Source organism: Actinoplanes sp. NBRC 101535 (genome assembly GCF_030269225.1).
GTDB lineage: Bacteria > Actinomycetota > Actinomycetes > Mycobacteriales > Micromonosporaceae > Actinoplanes > Actinoplanes rectilineatus.
Genome location: NZ_BSSY01000001.1, coordinates 490,989 through 511,075 on the forward strand (window position 1 = coordinate 490,989; position 20,087 = coordinate 511,075).

15 protein-coding genes are annotated in these 20,087 nt (G+C 70.3%); 7 read left to right on the forward strand and 8 right to left on the reverse strand.

All coding sequences use genetic code 11. The features are described from left to right. Nucleotides 1–61: 61 nt before the first annotated feature. Genes QSK32_RS02135 through QSK32_RS02145 form a run of 3 tightly spaced genes read right to left on the reverse strand, consistent with a single transcriptional unit; the run spans nt 62 to nt 5,104 of the window. Nucleotides 62–1,375: a maltokinase N-terminal cap-like domain-containing protein gene (locus QSK32_RS02135; RefSeq protein ID WP_045748311.1), complete on the reverse strand. Its 1,314-nt coding sequence runs from the start codon at nt 1,373–1,375 to the stop codon at nt 62–64. Next, entirely contained in the window at nt 1,372–3,129 is a 1,758-nt protein-coding gene (gene treS, locus QSK32_RS02140) for a maltose alpha-D-glucosyltransferase (protein ID WP_045748312.1), read from the reverse strand. The genes QSK32_RS02135 and treS overlap by 4 nt, the downstream gene beginning before the upstream one ends. 10 nt (nt 3,130–3,139) lie before the next feature. Beyond that, entirely contained in the window at nt 3,140–5,104 is a 1,965-nt protein-coding gene (locus QSK32_RS02145; protein ID WP_285471066.1) for an alpha-1,4-glucan--maltose-1-phosphate maltosyltransferase, read from the reverse strand. 410 nt (nt 5,105–5,514) lie between these two features. Between QSK32_RS02145 and QSK32_RS02150 the strand changes: the two genes are divergently transcribed. Beyond that, on the forward strand, nt 5,515–6,108 hold the full coding sequence (locus QSK32_RS02150; protein ID WP_045748313.1) for a hypothetical protein: 594 nt from the start codon (nt 5,515–5,517) through the stop codon (nt 6,106–6,108). Nucleotides 6,109–6,184: 76 nt separating this feature from the next. On the opposite strand, the gene QSK32_RS02155 is transcribed toward QSK32_RS02150, so the two are convergent. After that, entirely contained in the window at nt 6,185–6,646 is a 462-nt protein-coding gene (locus tag QSK32_RS02155; RefSeq protein ID WP_045748314.1) for a PPOX class F420-dependent oxidoreductase, read from the reverse strand. A 22-nt stretch (nt 6,647–6,668) separates the two neighbouring features. Beyond that, entirely contained in the window at nt 6,669–7,472 is an 804-nt protein-coding gene (gene ppgK / locus QSK32_RS02160) for a polyphosphate--glucose phosphotransferase (RefSeq protein WP_045748315.1), read from the reverse strand. A gap of 265 nt (nt 7,473–7,737) precedes the next feature. Between ppgK and QSK32_RS02165 the strand changes: the two genes are divergently transcribed. Further along, nucleotides 7,738–8,517 carry an RNA polymerase sigma factor SigF gene (locus tag QSK32_RS02165; RefSeq protein ID WP_285471067.1) on the forward strand — a complete coding sequence of 260 codons (780 nt, stop codon included), beginning with the start codon at nt 7,738–7,740 and terminating at the stop codon, nt 8,515–8,517. A gap of 71 nt (nt 8,518–8,588) precedes the next feature. Here QSK32_RS02165 and QSK32_RS02170 read toward each other — a convergent pair whose 3' ends face one another. Beyond that, on the reverse strand, nt 8,589–9,149 hold the full coding sequence (locus QSK32_RS02170) for a YflT domain-containing protein (RefSeq protein ID WP_502872501.1): 561 nt from the start codon (nt 9,147–9,149) through the stop codon (nt 8,589–8,591). 372 nt (nt 9,150–9,521) lie between these two features. On the opposite strand from QSK32_RS02170, the gene gsmA reads away from it, so the two are divergent. Together gsmA and QSK32_RS02180 are read left to right on the forward strand one after the other, a co-directional pair. Continuing rightward, nucleotides 9,522–10,442 (forward strand): sporangiospore maturation cell wall hydrolase GsmA, encoded by a 921-nt coding sequence (gene gsmA, locus QSK32_RS02175; RefSeq protein WP_285471068.1) that lies wholly within the window; start codon nt 9,522–9,524, stop codon nt 10,440–10,442. Between the two features lie 70 nt (nt 10,443–10,512). Next, nucleotides 10,513–12,882, forward strand: a complete 2,370-nt coding sequence (locus QSK32_RS02180; protein ID WP_285471069.1) for an ATP-binding protein — start codon at nt 10,513–10,515, stop codon at nt 12,880–12,882. Here QSK32_RS02180 and QSK32_RS02185 read toward each other — a convergent pair. Continuing rightward, nucleotides 12,851–13,216: a response regulator gene (locus tag QSK32_RS02185; protein WP_045748251.1), complete on the reverse strand. Its 366-nt coding sequence runs from the start codon at nt 13,214–13,216 to the stop codon at nt 12,851–12,853. The two genes, QSK32_RS02180 and QSK32_RS02185, sit on opposite strands and share 32 nt — an antisense overlap. A gap of 121 nt (nt 13,217–13,337) precedes the next feature. Between QSK32_RS02185 and hrpA the strand changes: the two genes are divergently transcribed. The 3 genes from hrpA to QSK32_RS02200 all read left to right on the forward strand — a co-directional run bounded on the left by hrpA (nt 13,338) and on the right by QSK32_RS02200 (nt 18,587). Further along, nucleotides 13,338–17,273 (forward strand): ATP-dependent RNA helicase HrpA, encoded by a 3,936-nt coding sequence (hrpA, locus tag QSK32_RS02190; RefSeq protein WP_285471070.1) that lies wholly within the window; start codon nt 13,338–13,340, stop codon nt 17,271–17,273. A 128-nt stretch (nt 17,274–17,401) separates the two neighbouring features. Continuing rightward, the gene (locus QSK32_RS02195) at nt 17,402–17,785 is read left to right on the forward strand and encodes a DUF6401 family natural product biosynthesis protein (protein WP_045748249.1); all 384 of its coding nucleotides are present in this window, start codon (nt 17,402–17,404) and stop codon (nt 17,783–17,785) included. 64 nt (nt 17,786–17,849) lie between these two features. Continuing rightward, complete coding sequence (locus tag QSK32_RS02200; RefSeq protein WP_045748248.1) at nt 17,850–18,587, forward strand: LamG domain-containing protein; 738 nt, start codon at nt 17,850–17,852, stop codon at nt 18,585–18,587. A gap of 946 nt (nt 18,588–19,533) precedes the next feature. Here the strand turns inward: QSK32_RS02200 and QSK32_RS02205 are convergent. Further along, nucleotides 19,534–19,779, reverse strand: a complete 246-nt coding sequence (locus tag QSK32_RS02205; RefSeq protein WP_045748247.1) for a hypothetical protein — start codon at nt 19,777–19,779, stop codon at nt 19,534–19,536. Between the last annotated feature and the right edge of the window lie 308 nt (nt 19,780–20,087).

A 20,087-nucleotide genomic window follows, 5' to 3' on the forward strand; every position in this document is an offset into this window, starting at 1 on the left:
TGGTCGGCGGCGAGCCGTGAGGTGGTCTGGCCGATCATGATGGAGTCGTCCTCCCGGGGGGTCATCCGACAAGCCGGGCGATGGAGCGCATCGGGATCCGCAACCATCCAGGCCGGTGCCGGGCTTCGTACGCGGCCTCGTAGACCGCCTTGTCCAGTTCGTACGCGGACAGCAGCGCTGCACTGTCGCGAGGGTCGGAGCCGGAGGTCCGCGCGTACCCCTCGCAGAACGCCGCCCGGTTGCGGTCCACCCATTCGCGGGCGCGGGCGGCCAGGTGTTCGTCGTCGGCCTGGTCGACCAGGAGCTGGTAGGCGGCGTATTCGTAGGAGCGCAGCACACCGGCCACGTCCCGTAGGGTCGAGTCGGGCAGGCGCCGTTCGTCGAGGGGCTGTCCGGGTTCGCCCTCGAAGTCGATGAGCAGCCAGGCTTCCGGGGTGCGCAGGACCTGTCCGAGGTGCAGGTCGCCGTGGACCCGCTGGACCTCGACCTGTTCGCCGGTGAGGGCGGTGAACCGTTCGGTGATAGCCGGGACGTACTGCTGGAGTTCCGGGACGGCGTTGGCGGCGGTGCGCAGCCGGGCCAGCACCGCGTCGACGGGGAACGGGGCCGGCCCGGCGCCCAGTTCGTCGGCGAGGGTCTGGTGTACGGACGCGACGGCCTCGCCGAGCCGGGTGGATTCGCCCTGGAAGTCGCCGCCGACCTCGTCGGCCCGGAATGCCGCGTCGGCGAACAGGTCGCGGGCCGAGGTGGTGGCCATCGCCCAGCCTTCGGCGGAGTTGGCGGCGTACTCCGTCACCATGCCCAGCGAGCAGGTGCCGCTGTCGTCGGCGGTCTGCAGTGAGCCGAGCAGCCGTGCCACGTGCGGGTTGCCGGCCCGGCCGAGGACCTGGTTGAGCTCGATGTCCGGGTTGATGCCGGAGGTGACCCGGCGGAACAGTTTGAGGATCGCGTCCTGGTCGAAGACCACGCTGGTGTTGCTCTGCTCGGCGTCGAAGACCCGGGGCGCGGCGTCCAGTGGCAGGGTGACGCCGGGTTCCTTGGTGAAGGTGATGTCGCCGGCCGTCGCCGAGGCGTCGATCAGGGTGAGCAGGTGGCGGGCCGCGTCCGGGTCGTACAGGGCGTCGAAGCCGGTGCGGCCGTCGTCGCTGGTGCCGATGGTGGCGACGGCGCTGTACTCGGGGATGCCGATGGCGCCCCAGCCGACCAGGATCTGGTACCGCTCGGAGCTGCCGTCGGTGTATTCGACGTCGAGCAGCACCAGTTCCAGATCGTCGCGCAGGGACGTCGCGGAGGCCTGTTTGACCGAGGCGAGCACTCGGCTGCGTCCGGCGTACCAGCGTTGTTGCGGTAACCACTCGGCGTACGGCAACGTCATTGCTTCTCCTCAGACCCGCACAACTGGAACCAGTAGAAGCCGTGTCCCGGAAGTGTCAGAAGGTACGGCAACTGACCGATCCGGGGGAAGTTCACGTGCCCGGTCAGTTCGACGGGCGTGTAACCGTTCCAGTGCTGCAGGTTCAGTTCGATCGGCTGTGGGAAGCGGGACAGGTTGTTGACGCAGAGCACCACGTCGTCGCCCGACTCGCGCAGGAATGCCAGCACCGACGGGTTGGAGCCGCCCAGTTCGCGGAAGGTGCCGACGGCGAACGCCTCGTGCCGCCGCCGGACCGCCAGCATGGTCCGGGTCCAGTTGAGCAGCGAGGTGGCGCTGTCCCGCTGGGCCTCCACGTTGACCGCCTGGTACCCGTACACCGGGTCCTGATTGACCGGAAGGTAGAGGCGGCCGGGCGTGGCGGTGGAGAAACCGGCGTTGCGGTCCGGTGTCCACTGCATCGGGGTACGCACACCGTCGCGGTCACCGAGCCAGATGTTGTCGCCCATGCCGATCTCGTCGCCGTAGTACAGCACCGGCGAACCGGGCAGCGACAGCAGCAGGGCGGTGAACAGCTCGATCTGGTTGCGGTCGTTCTCCAGCAGCGGGGCGAGCCGGCGGCGGATGCCGACGTTCGCCTTCATCCGGGGGTCCTTGGCGTACTCGGAGTACATGTAGTCGCGTTCTTCATCGGTCACCATCTCGAGCGTCAGCTCGTCGTGGTTACGCAGGAAGATGCCCCACTGGGTGTTGTCCGGGATGGCCGGTGTCTGCGCCAGGATCTCGGAGATGGGGAAACGTGACTCGCGGCGGACCGCCATGAAGATGCGCGGCATCAGCGGGAAGTGGAACGCCATGTGGCATTCGTCGCCGCCGCTCTTGGGGTCGCCGAAGTACTCCACGACGTCGGCCGGCCACTGGTTGGCCTCGGCGAGCAGTACCCGGCCGGGGAACTCGTCGTCGATCACCTTGCGGCAGTGCTTGAGGAAGGCGTGGGTCTGCGGCAGGTTCTCGCAGTTGGTGCCCTCCTCCTCGAACAGGTAGGGCACCGCGTCCAGCCGGAACCCGTCGATGCCCAGGTCCAGCCAGAAGCGCAGGACGTCGAGCATCGCCTCCTGCACCTTCGGGTTCTCGTAGTTGAGATCCGGCTGGTGGGAGAAGAACCGGTGCCAGTAGAACTGCCGGCGCACCGGGTCGAACGTCCAGTTCGACTCCTCGGTGTCGACGAAGATGATCCGGGCGTCCTGGTACTTCTCGCTGGTGTCGTTCCAGACGTAGAAGTCGCCGTACGGGCCCTCCGGGTCGTGCCGCGACGCCTGGAACCACGGGTGCGAGTCGGAGGTGTGGTTCATGACCAGGTCGGTGATGACCCGGATGCCCCGCTTGTGCGCCGCGTCGAGCAGCGCCACGAAGTCCTCGACCGTGCCGAACTCGGGCAGCACCTTGTAGAAGTCGCGGATGTCGTAGCCGCCGTCGCGCAGCGGCGAGTCGTAGAACGGGGGCAGCCAGAGGCAGTCCACGCCGAGCCACTGCAGGTAGTCCAGGCGTTCGATGAGTCCGCGCAGGTCACCGCCGCCGTCCGACCCCGAGTCGTAGAAGGCCCGGACCAGCACCTCGTAGAAGACGGCTCGCTGGAACCATGTCCGGTCGGCGGGCAGCGAGCGGGCGTGCCCGAAGTCGTCGGCGCTGGGGTGTTCGACGACCCCGTCCTCGGTGTGGCTTCCCTCGGCGGGATCGTGCTCGTTCACCAGCTCCATCAGGCTCCCCCTACTTCGCTCGCACGACGAAGATGTGCGCCGGCTCGACGAACGGGTCGATCCGGACCGCGTTGAACTGTCCCCACTCGTACGTGGCGCCGGTGATCTGGTCCTCGACCATGAAACGGTCGTGCCAGTTCAGGCCCAGCGCCGGCATGTCCAGCGTGGTGTTGCCCCATTGCACGGTGGATGAATCGAACGAGCAGACCACCAGCACGGTGTTGCCGGTGTCCGGGTCGCGTTTCGAGAAGCACAGCAGGTTGCCGTTGTCGATCTCGTGGAACCGCAGGTTGCGCAGCCGGCGCAGGGCGGGGTTCTCCTCGCGGACCCGGTTGAGCGTGGTCAGGAAGGGGGCGAGCGAGCGTCCGTTGCGCTCGGCGGCCGCCCAGTCCCGCGGCTTCAGCTCGAACTTCTCGTTGTCGATGTACTCCTCGGCGCCCGGCCGCGGCACGTGCTCGCAGAGTTCGTAGCCGGAGTAGAGGCCCCAGGACGGGGTGAGCATGGACGCCAGCACCGCGCGGATCTTGAACATCGGCGGGCCGCCGTTCTGCAGCGACTCGTGCAGGATGTCCGGCGTGTTCGGCCAGAAGTTGGGGCGCATCCAGTCGAGCGTGGACAGCAGCTGGCCCATGTACTCGCGCATCTCGGCCGCGGTGGTACGCCAGGTGAAGTAGGTGTACGACTGCGTGAAGCCGATCTTGCCGAGCCCGTTCATCATGGCCGGCCTGGTGAACGCCTCGGCCAGGAACAGCACGTCCGGGTGCGTCTCCTTGACCTTGGGGATCAGCCACTGCCAGAAGTTGACGGCCTTGGTGTGCGGGTTGTCCACCCGGAAGATCCGGACGCCGTTGTTCACCCAGTGCATGACGACGCGGTACACCTCGTCGCGCAGCGCCCGGTAGTCGTTGTCCCAGTTCAGCGGGTAGATGTCCTGGTATTTCTTGGGCGGGTTCTCGGCGAAGGCGATGGTGCCGTCCGGCTTCGTGGTGAAGAACTCCGGGTGGGATTTCACCCAGGGGTGGTCCGGAGCGGCTTGAAGGGCGAGGTCGAGGGCGACCTCCATGCCCAACTCTTCCGTTTTCTCCCTAAAGAATACGAAATCTTCCAAAGTGCCGAGTGAAGGGTGGATCGCGTCGTGGCCGCCCTCGTCCGAGCCGATCGCCCACGGCGAGCCGACGTCCTCCGGGCGCGCGACCAGCGTGTTGTTGCGGCCCTTGCGGTTGATCTTGCCGATCGGGTGGATCGGCGGCAGGTAGACCACGTTGAAGCCCATCGCGGCGACCGCGGGCAGCCGCTCGGCGGCGGTGCGGAACGTGCCGTGCTTGATCGGCGTGGCGTCCGGTCCGATCTCGGCACCCTCGGACCGCGGAAAGAACTCGTACCACGCGGAATAGAGGGCACGCTCACGGTCCACCCAGACGGCGAACGAGCGGGTCGTGGTCACCAGCAGCCGCACCGGGTGGTGCCAGAGCAGTTCCTCGAGGTCGAGCGCCGGGGTGACCCGGGAGAACAGTGACCGGTTCTCGTCACGCAGCGCGGCGGCCGCCTCGCGGACCCGCTCCTCGTCCTCACCGGGGACGGTCTTGGTGGCGAGGTCCAGCAGTTCGGCGCCCTCGGCGAGGTCGTTGGCCAGATCCTCGACACCCTGCCCGGCGCCGATCTTCTTCACCACGGCGTCGCGCCATGTCCGATACGGATCGTCGAACGCCTCCACGGTGAACGTCCACCGTCCGGGCTCGTCAGGCCGGATCGACCCGTGCCACTTGTCGAGGCCGGGCTCGCCGGGGGTCATCCGGGTGAAGGGTTTGGTCAGACCGTCGGGGCCACGCCATACCACGTTCACCCCGAGCGCGTGATGTCCTTCGCGATAGGACACCGCGGAGACCGGCACGATCTCGCCGACCACCGCCTTCGCCGGGTAGCGGCCACCGGACACAGCCGGCGTCACGTCTTCGATGGGGAAGCGTCCGGTCATGATCTCCACCGTAATCAGAGGGGCGCGGGAGGACTCGGCGACCGGGAAACCCGCCGTCGTTCGTCCTATGACTTCTCCGCAACGGAGAACATGAAACGCCCAAGACGTGAGGGAAGATGAAACGGCCGACCGCCGATGCGCCATAACCTACCGGAGCACGGTTACCGGGGCGCGTCGGGACGCGGTCGGTCGTCCTTCAGATCAACCCCTTTTCCGGGTACGCGGTGAGCACGGTCCCGGATCGGACGGCCGGGACGCGGCTCCCCTTCCGGCGCAAACCGGCGCGGCCCGGGGTGTGTGTCGGTTGCCGTGCGTTGCCATCAGGGTGAGCATGCTCAGTCGCCTGCGTGCCGAGCCGAGTGGACTTCCGTCGCGAGCCACACCGGCCGCGCCAGAGGGAGGAGCCCGACGTGCCCGGTACGTCGTCGACCGCACTTTCGCCGGTGATCGCCGCCAGCACCCACTGGCTGGCCCGTGCGTACCCCGGTGGGGACGCGAACACGGTCGCGCACACCCTCGCCGAACTGCAGGCCCGGCAGGCCGTCACGGTCGCGGCCTGGCTGCGGTACCCCACCGTGATCGACGCGGCGCTGGTGGCCATCGCCGGTCCGGGCGGCTCCGCGCTGCTCGACTGGAAGGCCGGCAGTGAGCCCGAGGACGAGTTCGCCGACGGCGAGGGCTGGCGTACCTGGGTCGACGAGACCGTGGTCAGCTGGGCGGCCTGCCTGCTCGCCGACCCGTCCCTGGCCCGTCGCGGCGTGGACGCCGTGATCGCCGCGATGCCGGTCCCGGACCCCCGCCCGCGCCCGAACGGCCGCCGCACCGGTGGCCTGCCCAACGAGTTCCGCCGGCTGCTCAGCCCGGACCCGCGTGACCTCGAGGCGGCCGTGCTGCTGCGCCACCCCGACCTGCTCGAGCCGATCGCGGCGATGCACCGCGACACCCTGCTCTACCTGCTGGACGCCGAGCCCGAGCAGGCCCCCACGTCCGCCGCGGCGGCCTGAGCCGGGGCCCCATACGGCCGCAAGGCCGGCGCCGTAACTGTCCTCCTCGGCGCCGGTCTTGCGGTACTGACCAGGGTCAGGCCAGGCGGGCGGGGAAACCGCCGGTGGCGATCGGGCCCCACGAGTCGATCGTGACCCGGATCAGGCACTTGCCCTGGTCGATCATGGCCTGGCGGTACTCGTCCCAGTCCGAGTGCTCGCCGGAGATGCAGCGGAAGTACTCCACCAGCGGCTCCACCGCGTCCGGCAGGTCGATCACCTCGGCGGTCCCGTCCACCTGCACCCACGCGCCGTTCCACTCGTCGGAGAGGACGCACAGGGTGACCCGCGGGTCGCGGCGGATGTTCGCCACCTTGGCCCGCTCCGGGTAGCTGGAGATGACGATCCGGCCCTCGGGGTCGACCCCGCAGGTGTTCGGCGACGACTGCGGACGGCCGTCCTTACGGGTGGTCATCAGGATCGCGTGATGCCGGGGCCGCAGGAACGCGACCAGTTCGTCCCGCTCGACCCGGTTGTTCGTGGCGACGGTACGCGCCATGTGTGCCTCTTTCCTCGGGTGTTCAGGCCAGGTCGCCCTGGGCGGCCGCGTCGACCTGGATCGCGCCCGGGTCCTGCGGGCCGGGGCCGGCCGCCGCCTGCCGGGCGCCGGCCGCCGCGCCGATGATCCCGGCGTTGTTGAGCAGTGTGGCGGCCACGATCGGGGTCCGCAGGTCGAGCAGCGGGAAGAACTTCTCGGACTTCTTGCTCACGCCGCCGCCGATGATGAACAGGCGCGGCGCCAGCAGCATCTCCACGTGGCGCAGGTACCGCTCGACGCGGGGCGCCCACTTCTCCCAGCTGAGCTCCTCGGACTCCCGGATGCGGTCGGAGGCGAGCAGCTCGGCGTCCCGGCCGTCGATCTCCAGGTGACCGAGCTCGGTGTTCGGGATCAGCACGCCGTCCAGGAAGAGCGCGGTGCCGATGCCGGTGCCCAGGGTGACCATCATGATCAGCCCGGACTGGTCGCGCCCGGCGCCGAACGCCACCTCGGCCGCGCCGGCCGCGTCCGCGTCGTTGAGCACGGTGACCGGCTTGCCCAAGCGCTCGCCGAACAGCTTGGCGGCCGGAGCGTCGATCCAGGACCTGTCGATGTTGGCGGCCGTCCGGGTCACCCCGTCGACCACCACGCCGGGGAAGGTGACACCGACCCGCTCGTACCCGTCGAACTGGGCGGCGACCTCGGCGACCGCCTCGACGACGCTCTCCACGGTCGCGGGGCGGGGGGTCGGCACGCGGAACCGCTCGCCGGCCAGTTCGCCGCGTGCGGTGTCGACCGGAGCGCCCTTCACGCCGGAGCCGCCGATGTCGATACCGAGGATCTGCATCCGTCTTCCGTTCCGTCCGAGCCCGGACGCACTCCGCCCGGGGCAATGCTGCTGTCTACCACGTTCCCCCGGCGGGCAATCCAGCGCTCTGCCGGACCCCGGGCGGCTGACACCATAGGATGAATTCCCTCAGTAGTTTCCGCATTCACGCAACGTCACTCATACTTTCGGCTAGCCGCGGGTCCACTCCGCGGATAGCGTTGCTGTTCAGGAACGGTCGCCGTACGCGGGCACGGCTCTCTGCCCGACCGATGGAGGACCTGTCATGACTGTGATCGACGCTCCGGCCGGCTCGGCGAACACGACGCCGGGCACCGCCTCCGACCTACTCGACGCGCTGGCGGTGGCTCCACCGGGCCGGCAGCGCGCCCGGCTCCGGGACCGGGCCATCGAGGCCTGGCTGCCGCTGGCCCGGCATCTCGCGCACCGTTACTCCGGTCGCGGCGAGCCCACCGACGACCTCGTCCAGACCGCCACCGTCGGCCTGATCAAGGCGGTCGACAAGTTCGACCCCGAGCGCGGTGTCGACTTCGCCGGCTACGCCATCCCCACCATCATCGGTGAGATCAAGCGCCACTTCCGGGACCGCACCTGGTCCGTCCGGGTGCCCCGCCGCCTGCAGGAACTGCGCCTGGCCATCACCGAGGCCAACGCCACTCTCACCCACAGTCTGGGCCGGTCGCCGACGGTCGCCGACATCGCGGTCCACCTCGGGATCACCGAGGAGGAGGTGCTGGAGGGCCTGGAGGGCGCGCGGGCGTACAACGCGACCAGCCTCTCCACCCCGATCAGCAGCGACGGCACGACCGAGCTCGGCGACACCCTCGGCGACGAGGACCACGAGTTCGAGATCGCCGAGACCCGGGTCGCCCTGGGGCCGGCGATGGCCGCCCTGGACGAGCGGGAGCAGAAGATCCTGACGCTGCGGTTCTACGGCAATCTGACCCAGTCGCAGATCGCCGACCAGGTCGGCGTCTCCCAGATGCACGTGTCCCGGCTGCTCACGAAGGCGCTCTCCAAGCTGCGCCATCAGCTGGCCGACTAGAACGGCCTCCGGCATCTACGACGGCAGCCCCGAGGAATCCTCGGGGCTGCCGTCGTCGTTTGGTCTCGTGCTCACTCAGCGCCGGAGGCACGCCAGTTCAGGCTGACCAGCAGGTGCCGGGCCTCGTCGGCGACCTCGGCGTCGGCCAGCACCGCGTACTGGGCGGCCTGCAGCGAGCTGCGCGAGGTGAAGTCGCGGCGGCCGCCGGTCGCGGCGTGCGCGATGGCGCCGAAGACCGCGCCCCAGATCGCGCCGACCAGCACCGTGGTCACGATGACGCCGAACCAGCCGGAGTCGCTGAACAGGCCGAACAGCAGACCGATGAACAGACCGAACCACGCGCCGCTGGCCGCGCCGGCCACCGCGGCCCGCCCGGTGGTGAGGCGGCCCAGGACCGTCTCGACCAGGCGCAGGTCGGTGCCGACGATCTGGGTGCGCTGCACCGGGAACTTGTTGTCCGACAGGTGGTCGACGGCCTGCTGCGCCATCGTGTAGTCCGGGTAGGTGCCGACCACCACGGACGGTCCGGCCACGGTGTCGGCGGCGGACGCCTGGGCGGGCACCGCCGGGACGCCGGCCGGGCCGGGCGGGATCGGGGTGCCGGTGGCGACGGCCGGGTCCGGCGTCGTCAGCGGAGCCGCCGCGTCGGCGGGAACGGCCGGGGTGCCGGGAACGGCCGGGGTGCCGGGAGCGGCAGGGGTGCCGGGAGCGGCGGGAACGGCCGGGGCGCCGGGCTGCATCGGCGTGGCCGCCGGGCGGGTGTCGTCGGGCGAGATGGACATGGTGCCTCCCTGATGCGGAAACGAGGCGGCGGTCCGTCGCTTCGTTCGAACGCTGCCTGACGTCCGGTTTCCCCTCCGCTGCCGGTTTCCAACCGTGTCTGTCTTCCGGATCACCCCGCCGGCGGTGGAAGGCAACGGTTCTGCACCCGTGCGGCAGCCCCGCGTGCAACGTACGGGCGGCACCTTCGTACTCGACGACGTCGTCGACCGAAGGAGGGCCTCTTGAGCTCAACCCGACGCCTGCTGGCCGGCTCGCTGCTGGTCCTCGCCGCCGGGTCCGTGGGGGTGCTCGCGCCCACCGCGGCATTCGCAAGTGGCGGCAGCACCGGCGACGTACGTGCCGGTGCTGCCGCAACGTACGTCACCGGGACCGTCCGCAGCTCCGCCGGCGGGGTCAACCTTCGTAAGGGCCCGTCCACGGTGTTCGCGGTGACCGGCAAGGTGAGCAACGCCGCCACGGTCAAGCTGGTCTGCTCGGTGCAGGGAGTCCAGGTCTCCGGCACCGTGCGCACGACCACCCAGTGGGACAAGCTGTCCACCGGGAGCTACATCTCGCACGCGTACGTCATCTCCGGCACGGTCAAGGCCTGCCCGGCCGGCACCACGCCGGTCGTGCCGGCTCCGGTCACGACCACTCCGGCACCCGCGGCACCGGCGCCGCAGTTGACCCCGCAGCAGTTCATCGCCGCCGGTGTTCCCGGCGCCCAGGCCGGCTGGCGTCAGTACGGCGTCCCGGCGTCGGTGACCCTCGCCCAGTCGATCCTCGAGTCCGGCTGGGGCCGCAGCAGCCTGTCGTCCGTCGACAAGAACTACTTCGGGATCAAGTGCCAGAACGGCAGCTTCGGGGTGCACGCCACCGGCTGCCACGTCGTCACCACGACGGAGTGCGACAAGGCCGGCAAGTGCTTCCAGATCCAGGACGGCTTCCGGACCTACGCCTCGATGGCAGCCTCGTTCCGCGACCACGGTCACTTCCTGAAGACCAACAAGCGGTACGCGCCGGCGTTCACGTACACGAAGAACGCCGACAAGTTCATCGAGCAGGTCTGGAAGGCGGGGTACGCCACCGACCCGGCCTACGTCGCCAAGGTCACCGGCATCATGAAGACCTGGAACCTCTACCGGTACGACACCTGGAAGTGATCGTCGCGGGGAACGCCCTCGTCGGCTGAACGTGGCCGGTGGGGGCGTTCTGCGGCTTACGCTCCGTATGGTGAGGCGACGCGATCCCGGTGCGCCGCGGACCGCGGGTCCGCTGGCAGCCGTCGTGGTGCTCGTCGCCGGTCTGGTCATCTCGGCGGCGGTGTCCGTGGTGCTGCGCGAGGCACAGCGGGACCGGGCCGAGAACGTGATGGATCAACGGCACCAGATGGCGCTCGCCGCCGTCCGCACCGAGATCGACCGGTACCGGGACCTGCTGGACACCCTGGCCGCCGGGTTCTCCACCCGTGCCGAGCCGAGCTGGGAGGACTACGACGTCGCCAGCGCGCCGCTCGCCGACGCCGGTCTCCTCGGAGCCGCCGGGGTGGCGTACGTCGTGCCGGTCCGCACCGGCGACGTGGCCGCCGCCCAGAGACGGTGGCGCGAACGTGGCGCCTCCGGCCTGGTCCTGCGCCCGCAGGGCACCGGCGACGAGCACTACTTCTCGATCTACGCCCGGCAGCTCACCGAGGTCACCGGCCCCAGCATGACCGGCGTCGACCTGGTCACCGTGGCGCAGCCGGCGATGGCCATGGAGGACGCCCGCCGGTTGCACCGCACCACGGTCTCCGACACCTACGTGCTGCTGCGCGACCGCACCCTGCCGGCCGGCGGGCAGCAGCAGTCGCTGGTGCTGGCGGCGCCGGTCTGGACCCGGGAGAACGAGTCGGAGTTCCGCGGCTGGGTGGTGCTCGGCCTGCGCAGCGGGGACTTCCTCACCGGGGTGCTGGCCACCGTCGGGCAGGGACACCTGAGCGGCAGCCTGATCGTCACGAACAGCGACGGCAGCCGGGTGACCGTCGCCGACCGGGCCGTGCCGGGGGAGAAGGACCTGACCCGGTCGTCGGGCTTCGAGGTCGGCGACCACCGGTGGACCCTGGTCACCCAGGCCGACTCCGGCCGCCTGCCCGGCGCCGGCAGCGCCACCCCGCGGCTCGCGCTGGTCGCCGGGGCCGTCTTCTCCGTGCTGCTGGCCTGGCTGGTCTACGCGCTCGCCACCTCCCGGGCCCGGGCCCGCGACCAGGTCGAGGTGGCCACCGCCGAACTGCGGGAGGCCGAGGCGGACAGCCGCCGTCAGGCCGGCCTGCTCGGCGCGATCATGACGAGCATCAGCGACGGCGTGAGCGTGGTCGACGAGAACGGCCGGTTCCTGGTGCAGAACCCGGCGGCCCGCCGGCTCCTCGGCATGGAGGTGGACGCCCACCGGGAACCGCGGGACTGGCAGGAGCAGTACGGCGTGTTCCGCCCGGACGGCAAGACGCCGATGCCGCTGGAGGAGATGCCGCTGATGATGGCGCTGCACGGCGAGTCGCCGGACGGCGTCGAGATGCTGGTCCGCAACCCCGGCCGCCCGGACGGTGTGCTGCTGAGCGTGGACGGCCGGCCGCTGGACGCCAGTGCGGGCCTGCGCGGCGCGGTCGCGGTGTTCCGGGACATCACCGACCTGCGCCGGTACGAGCACGACCTGTCGATCTTCGCCGGTGTGGTGGCGCACGACCTGAAGGCGCCGCTCGCCGTGATCCGCGGACACGCCGACCTGGTCCTCGAGGACCTGGACATGTCCGGGATCGCGGCCGGCGCCCCGGAGGCGGACGAGATCCGCGACGGACTGCGGCGGATCACCGCGACCGTGGACCGGATGGACCTGCTGATCGAGACGCTGCTGGCGTACACCACCTCGCGGCACGCCCCGCTGCGCCTGGAGTCGGTGGACCTGACCCGGACGGCACGGGAGATCGCCGCCGAGCGGGCCGCGCACCCCGGCGACCGGCCCGTGCCGCAGTGGTCGGTGTCGCCGCTGCCGCCGGTCGAGGCGGACCCGGCGATGATCCGGCACGTGCTGGACAACCTGATCGGCAACGCGGTCAAGTACGTCCGGCCGGGCGGCACACCCCGGGTCGTGGTGTCCGGTGAGCGGACCGTGTCCGGGCTGGTCCGCATCGAGGTCGCCGACGCCGGCATCGGCATCCCGGACGCGGAGAAGCCGCGCATCTTCGAGTCGTTCCACCGGACCGAGGCCGCCGCGGGGTACGCCGGCACCGGCCTCGGGCTGGCCATCTGCCGGCGCATCGTGGAGCGCCACGGCGGCGAGATCGGTGTGGAGGACAACCCCGGAGGGGGCGCCCGCTTCCACTTCACCCTGCCCGCCGCGGTCACCGAACTGAAGGAGGAACCCGTGGTCGACACCGACCAGGACGACGAGGCGGTCCGTGCCGCCCTCGACCGCGCGCTCGCCGAACGAGCCGCGATCATGCAGGCGGGCATGCTGCCCGGCCTGGGCGGCTTCGAGCCGGACACCGATCCACGCGACGAGGCCCCGGTGGGCACGTCGCTGAGCGAGCAGGCCGGCCTCAAGCGGCCCGGGGCGGCAGCAGGTTCGTGACCAGCGCCAGCAGCTGGGCCGGGACGAACGGCTTGAGCAGGGTGGCGGAGGCTCCGGCCGCCGTCGCCCGGTCGTCGCCCGGCATCAGCGCGCCGCTGGCCACCACGATCGGGATGTGCCGCAGGGCGGGGTCGGCCCGGATCGCCCGGCACAGCTCCAGTCCGGTCAGATACGGCATGTCCACGTCCGTGACGACCAGGTCGGGCCGGTGCTCCCGGATCGCCGCCAGGGCCGCCGCGCCGTCGGCTGCCGCCACCACCCGGTGCCCGGCGCGCTCCAGCGAACGCTGCACCACGTAGCGGATGTCGTCGTGGTCCTCGGCTACTACGATCACTGTCGGTCCCTCCCCGGTTGACGATGCATCCCCAGGCCTATCGATCGAAGGTGGGGCGGGGACACGGGGCGGTCTTAATCACCAGGCGTTTCGGCGAGGATCCGCCTATCCTTGCTGCGCCATGTCGATATCGCCGCCGCCTCCCGCCCTGTCCGAGCTGCGCACCCGGATCTCCGCCCTGCTACCCCGTGACGAGCGGCGCCTGCAGCGCCGTTTGGAGGGGACCCGCCGGATCCGTGACGACGCCGCTCGATCCGCCGCACTCACCGAGATAGCCACCGAGGTGGAGCAGGCGCAGGGGCGCCTGGAGAGCCGGCTGGCCTCGGTCCCCGAGGTGCGCTACCCGTCCGGGCTGCCGGTCAGCGCCCGCAAGGACGACATCGCCGAGGCGATCCGCGACCACCAGGTGGTCGTCGTCGCCGGCGAGACCGGTTCCGGCAAGACCACCCAGATCCCGAAGATCTGCATGGAGCTGGGCCGGGGTGTCCGCGGCCAGATCGGGCACACCCAGCCGCGGCGGATCGCGGCCCGGACGGTGGCCGAGCGGATCGCCGAGGAGCTGGACCGCCCGCTCGGGTCCACCGTCGGATACAAGGTGCGGTTCACCGATCAGGTGAGCGACGACACCATGATCAAGGTGATGACGGACGGCATCCTGCTCGCCGAGATCCAGACCGACCGGATGCTGCGCCGCTACGACACGCTGATCATCGACGAGGCGCACGAGCGCAGCCTCAACATCGACTTCATCCTGGGCTACCTGCGGGAGCTGCTGCCCCGGCGCCCCGACCTCAAGCTGATCATCACGTCGGCGACGATCGAGACGCAGCGGTTCGCCGCGCACTTCGCCGACGCCGCGGGCGAGCCGGCCCCGGTGATCGAGGTGACCGGCCGGACCTTCCCGGTCGAGACGCGGTACCGCCCGCTGGTGACCACCACCCTCGAGGACGACGACGACGAGATCCGCGAGGAGCCGATCGACCAGATCGACGGCATCGCCGACGCCGTCGACGAGCTGGGCCGCGCCGGTGACGGCGACATCCTGGTGTTCCTCTCCGGCGAGCGCGAGATCCGCGACACCGCCGACGCCCTGGTCAAGAAAGACCTGCGCAACACCGAGATCGTCCCGCTGTACGGCCGGCTGTCCGCCGCCGAGCAGCACAAGGTGTTCGAACGGCACACCGGCCGCCGGGTCGTGCTCGCCACCAACGTGGCCGAGACGTCGCTGACCGTCCCCGGCATCAAGTACGTGATCGACCCCGGCACCGCCCGGATCAGCCGCTACTCGCACCGCCTCAAGGTGCAGCGGCTCCCGATCGAGCCCGTCTCGCAGGCCAGCGCCAACCAGCGCAAGGGCCGCTGCGGTCGCACCTCGGACGGCATCTGCATCCGGCTCTACTCGGAGGAGGACTTCGAGCAGCGCCCGGAGTTCACCGAGCCGGAGATCCTGCGGACCAACCTGGCCAGTGTCATCCTGCAGATGACCAATCTCGGACTCGGTGACCTCGGCAAGTTCCCGTTCATCGACCCGCCGGACCAGCGCAACATCACCGACGGCATCAAGCTCCTCGAGGAGCTGGGCGCGATCGAGGGCCGCAAGCTCACCCCGCTCGGACGCCAGCTGGCGCAGCTGCCGGTCGACCCGCGGCTGGCCCGCATGGTGATCGAGGCCGAGAAGCAGGGCTGCCTGGCCGAGGTCATGGTGATCGCCGGCGCACTGTCGATCCAGGACCCGCGGGAACGCCCCACCGAGAAGAAGCTGCAGGCCGACGAGAAGCACAGCCGGTTCGTCGACAAGGAGTCCGACTTCTTCAGCTATCTCAACCTGTGGAGATACCTGCGGGAGAAACAGCAGGAGCTGTCCGGCAACCAGTTCCGCCGGCTCTGCCGTTCGGAATACCTGAACTATCTGCGGGTCCGCGAATGGCAGGACATCTACTCGCAACTGCGGCAGGTCGCTCGTACCCTCGGATTCGCTCTGAAGGAGGACTGGGAGGCCGGAGTCGCGCCACAACCGGTGCACACCGCCCTGCTCGCGGGTCTTCTCAGCCACATCGGCATGAAGGACCAGGAGAAACGCGAATACATCGGTGCCCGGGGCGCCAAGTTCGCGGTGTTCCCCGGATCGGCCCTGTTCAAGCGGCAACCGCGCTGGGTGATGTCCGCGGAACTGGTCGAGACCAGCCGGCTGTGGGGCCGGGTGAACGCGCGGATCGAACCGGAATGGGCCGAGAAACTCGCCCCGCATCTCGTGAAGAGCAGTTATTCCGAGCCGCACTGGGATCGGAGGATGGGCGCGGTGATGGCCTTCGAGAAGGTCACCCTCTACGGCCTGCCGATCGTCGGTCGCCGCCGGGTCGGATACGGGAAGATCGATCCGGAAGTGGCCCGCGACCTCTTCATCCGGCACGCCCTGGTCGAACGCGACTGGGAGACCCACCACAAGTTCTTCGACGAGAACGACCGCCTCCTCCGCAAGATCGCCGAAATCGAGAACCGGGCCCGCCGCCGGGACATCGCCGTCGACGACGAGGCGGTGTACGCGCTCTACGACGCCCGGATCCCCGCGGAGGTGGTCTCCGCCCGCCATTTCGACGGCTGGTGGAAGAAGGCCCGGCATGAAACGCCCGACCTGCTCACCTTCACCCGTGAGGACCTGGTCAACGCGGGCCGGGACACGGTCGACCCGAACGCGTTCCCGGACGCCTGGCTCTCCGGTGGCATCCGGATGCCGCTGTACTACTCGTTCGAGCCGAACTCGCACGCCGACGGTGTCACCGTCAAGATCCCGCTCGACCTGATCAACAAGGTGGACGCGAACGACTTCGGCTGGTCCGTCCCCGGGTTCCGCAAGGACGTGGTGATCGCGCTGATCCGGGCCCTGCCGAAAGCGCTGCGCACCAGTTTCGTCCCGGTCCCGGACTGGGCCGAAACGGTCCTCAGCCGGATCCCGGCCCGCCGCGGACCGCTCCCCGACGCGGTCGGCGACGAACTGCGCCGGCTCACCGGGACCATCGTGCCCCGCGACGCCTGGCGCCCCGACCAGGTGCCCGAGCACCTGCGGATGAACTTCCGGATCGTCAACGAGGCCGGCGAGGTGGTCGGCGAGGGCCGCGACCTCGAGGTGCTGCGCCGCGAACTGGCGCCCAAGGTGCAGGCCACCATCTCCCGCGCGGCCGGCGACCTGGAACGCCGGGGGATCACCACCAACGACTTCGGCGTACTGCCCCGCAAGGTCGCCCAGGTCCGCGGCGGATACCAGGTCAACGTCTGGCCGGCACTCGTCGACGAGGGCGACAGCGTCGCGGTGAAGGTCTTCGAGGACGAACTGTCCCAGCGGACGGCGATGGCGGCCGGCACCCGGCGGCTGCTGATGCTCACCCTGCCGCCGGCCGCCCGGTTCCTGCAGGGCCGGCTCGACAACCGGGCCAAACTCGAACTGTCCCGCTCCAACCCGAACAAGTCCATCGCCGACCTGCTCGACGACTGCGCCGGCGCCGCCATCGACAAACTGGTCGCCGACAACGGCGGCCCGGTCTGGTCGTCGATCGAGTTCGCCTCGCTGCGCGACCACGTCCGCGAGGACCTGGTCGACGCGGTCGCGAACGTGGTCACCCAGGTCCAGGCGGTGCTGGCCACCGCCTACGACGTCGAGCAGCGGGTGAAGAGTTCCCGCAACCCGACGCTGCTGCCCGCCCTGGCCGACATCCGGGTGCAGCTCAAGGGCCTGGTCCACCAGGGATTCGTCACCGAGACCGGCTGGCGCCAGCTGCACCACATGCCCCGCTACCTGCGCGGCATCGTGCACCGGCTGGACCGGGTCGGCGCGGGCCTGGGCCGCGACCGGCAGCTCACCGCGCAGATCCACGAGATCGAGGCGGAGTACAAGGAGTTGCTGGCCGAGGCGCCCCCCGGCGGACCGGCCGCGGAGGGCCTGCGGGAGATCCGCTGGATGATCGAGGAACTGCGGATCAACCTGTTCGCGCAGGCTCTCGGTACCCCCTATCCGATCTCCGACAAGCGGATTTACAAAGCGATGGACGCCCTTCCGCTCTGACGTTTCCGCAGCTCAGAGAGCTACCCGTGAGCGCGTTCGGTGGCGGTGGGTGGTGAGGGGGTCGCGCTTGAGGTGCCGTTCGGTCACGCCACTGTCGTGACCGGGCGGCGGCCTCTAGCGTTCTCCGCATGACGAACGAGAACATCGCCTTCGCCCCGATCACCGCCGACGTCGCCGCCTTCTGCCCGGCCCGCGCGTACCTCGACGAGATGATGGCGCGGGTGGGTGTGGACGGCCTCGCGGCCGCGTTCGCCGAGCCGGCCCTGCTGGCCCGGATCGACCAGCACGCGGCCGCGGTGCGCGATGCGCTGGGCGCGGCCGGCCGGGCCGTCGACGCTGAAGGACTTGCGGCGTACGCACGGAGCATCGTGGCCGGGGCCGTCCGGATGGGACGGCCCGTCCCGTCGGCGGGCGCCGCGCCCGCGTCGCGGTCGTCGTGGGGGCGGGCGGACTGGACGCTGCTGCGTCTCGTGGCGGTCTGCTTGATCGCCGAAGCGGGTGACCTGCTCTGACCCCGAACGATCTACTTTTTACGGACTTATCCCACTAAACCGTGCAATGGGGGATGTTTCTCCCATGAAGATCCTCAGGCTCTCGCTGCTCGCCGTCGTCCTCGCCATCCCGGCGTTCCTCAGTCCGGCGGCGGCCGCCCCGGCCGAAGAGCCCGCCCCGGCGGTAGTGGCCCGCTACGGGTTCGACGGCGGCGCCACCGACGGCAAGATCCCCGACCTGTCAGGCCGGGGCGGGGCCCTCACCGTCCGGTCCAACAACAACGGCGTCATCGCATTCACCAGCGGCGACGGCGGCCGGTTCGCCTCCTTCCCGGCCCCCTGCGCGGCCGGCGCCACCACCTGCGCCCGGGCGCTGCTCGAAGCCCCCGACGACGCCGACCTGAACCCGGGCGCCCGCAACTTCACCTGGGCCGCCGGAGTACGCCTCACCCGCGCCCAGCTGAACGGCTCCGCCAACGTCATGCAGAAAGGCGTGGCCAACGCCGACAGCCAGTGGAAGATGCAGATCGGCGGCAAGACCGGCCGCGCCCAGTGCGTGATGGTCGCCCGCGGCAGCGGCCAGGTGTTCATGGCCCTGTCCGCCAAGCCGGTCGCCGACGGCAACTGGCACCGCGTCGTCTGCCAGCGCTCCGGCACCAACCTGATCGTCTCCGTCGACAACGTGATCGGCGAACGCACCCCGGTCCCGGCCACCCTGTCGGTGGAGAACAACCGCCCGATGCGCGTCGGCGGCCCGAACTTCGGCACGAACAGCGACATGTACCACGGCCAGCTCGACGACGTGTACGCCCAGCTCGGCTGACCGGCAGTCCCCCAGCGGCCCCGGCTGGGCTGCCCGGTCCGTCCCACCGAGCACGCCCAGCCCGGGTGCCTGTCCCGGCCTGTGCCTGTCCCGCCCGTGTCGTCCGCGTCCCGTCTGTGTCCGTCCGCGTCGTGCCCGCCTCGCCCGTTCGGTCCCGGTCTCGTCCGGTGTCGTGCCCTTGTCGCTCGTGCCGTGCCGGTCTCGTCCGCGTCGTGCCCGCCTCGCCCGTTCGGTCCCGGTCTCGTCCGGTGTCGTGCCCTTGTCGCTCGTGCCGTGCCGGTCTCGTCCGTGTCGTGCCCGTGTCGTGCTGTCTCGGTTCGCCCAACTGGGCTGCGCCCACGGTCGTTCTCAGCTCGGGAATGGGCCGTAGTCGACGGCCGGGCCGGTCGTGCCGTCGTCCACGGTTGTTTTCGGCTCTGGGGTGGGCCGTGGGTGACGGCTCGGGGTCGTCCGGCCGTCGTCCGTGGTTGTTTTCGGTTCGCAGGCGAGCCGTGGTCGACGGCTGGGCCGGTCGTGCCGTCGTCCGCGGTCGCTTTCGGATCGTGGGCGGACCGAGGGCGACGGCCGGGGCGGCCGGAATGCCACCGAACCCATTCCGATCTCGGCGACGGGCCCCGGAGAAGCCGCGAGTGACTCAACGGCGCCGACGCACGAAGCGACTGGAGACGGTGCTCGGCAGACGTGATGGCAGCCCCAGCAAAGCCGATGATCAACTTGTCTGGCCAGGTGACTTCAGCCGCGCTGGGCGCCTGAAGTCACCACGCTCGTGGTGGACCGTGGTGATTACGGGCGTGCTGGACGCCCCAAGTCACCACACCCCTGGTGGTGTGGTGATTACGGGCGCGCTGGACGCCCGAAATCACCACGCTGTTGTGGGTGTGGTGAATACGGGCGCGCTGGGCGCCCGAAATCACCACGGAGGCAGACCCTGACTGCGATTAGGTGTCTAGCTGCGGCGGAACGCGTAGGAGCGACCGCTGCCGGCGCTTGCGGCCCGGCCGGAACGGTCCCGGCCGGACTGGCGGCGGGCGGCCTGACGGCTGTCGCGGGCGCCGTGGTGGGCGGAGTCCGCGTCGGACGGCTGACCGGTCGACGTGTCGTCCGGCTGTGCCGTGCGGTGCAGGGCGGCGGCGATGTCCCGGCGGGCGAGATCGTCGAGATTCAGGTGTACGGAGAACGGCTGAGCAGGCATGAGAAACCTCCTGACGACTCCGCGGCCGGCGCGGGGTGGCGCCGGTGCGGGAGTGCGAGTTCAGCTCCACGGAGCGGCAGTCGAGTCTCCGGACTTCCCGCCACGGTCGATTCGTGAAGCAGGGCGAACCGGGGTCACGTGGCTGGGCCGAAGGCCGGGGACAGGGTTCTGTGGAGCACGGATGAACGGGGGCGGAAGGGCTGAACCCGCGAATCACAGCCGACCGGAACACTCCCACAGGAATGCGAGACAGATCCGGATCCGCACCACCGACCTCATCAGCAGCGCGCTGACTATCGAACGCGCCG

What these genes read in the sequence shown, in the direction of transcription:
- QSK32_RS02200 (WP_045748248.1), top strand. Translation starts at nt 17,850, where the DNA reads ATGAAGATCCTCAGGCTCTCGCTGCTCGCCGTCGTCCTCGCCATCCCG.
- QSK32_RS02205 (WP_045748247.1), bottom strand. Translation starts at nt 19,779, where the DNA reads ATGCCTGCTCAGCCGTTCTCCGTACACCTGAATCTCGACGATCTCGCC.
- hrpA (WP_285471070.1), top strand. Translation starts at nt 13,338, where the DNA reads ATGTCGATATCGCCGCCGCCTCCCGCCCTGTCCGAGCTGCGCACCCGG.
- QSK32_RS02165 (WP_285471067.1), top strand. Translation starts at nt 7,738, where the DNA reads ATGACTGTGATCGACGCTCCGGCCGGCTCGGCGAACACGACGCCGGGC.
- QSK32_RS02195 (WP_045748249.1), top strand. Translation starts at nt 17,402, where the DNA reads ATGACGAACGAGAACATCGCCTTCGCCCCGATCACCGCCGACGTCGCC.
- QSK32_RS02155 (WP_045748314.1), bottom strand. Translation starts at nt 6,646, where the DNA reads ATGGCGCGTACCGTCGCCACGAACAACCGGGTCGAGCGGGACGAACTG.
- QSK32_RS02145 (WP_285471066.1), bottom strand. Translation starts at nt 5,104, where the DNA reads ATGACCGGACGCTTCCCCATCGAAGACGTGACGCCGGCTGTGTCCGGT.
- treS (WP_045748312.1), bottom strand. Translation starts at nt 3,129, where the DNA reads ATGGAGCTGGTGAACGAGCACGATCCCGCCGAGGGAAGCCACACCGAG.
- ppgK (WP_045748315.1), bottom strand. Translation starts at nt 7,472, where the DNA reads ATGCAGATCCTCGGTATCGACATCGGCGGCTCCGGCGTGAAGGGCGCT.
- QSK32_RS02135 (WP_045748311.1), bottom strand. Translation starts at nt 1,375, where the DNA reads ATGACGTTGCCGTACGCCGAGTGGTTACCGCAACAACGCTGGTACGCC.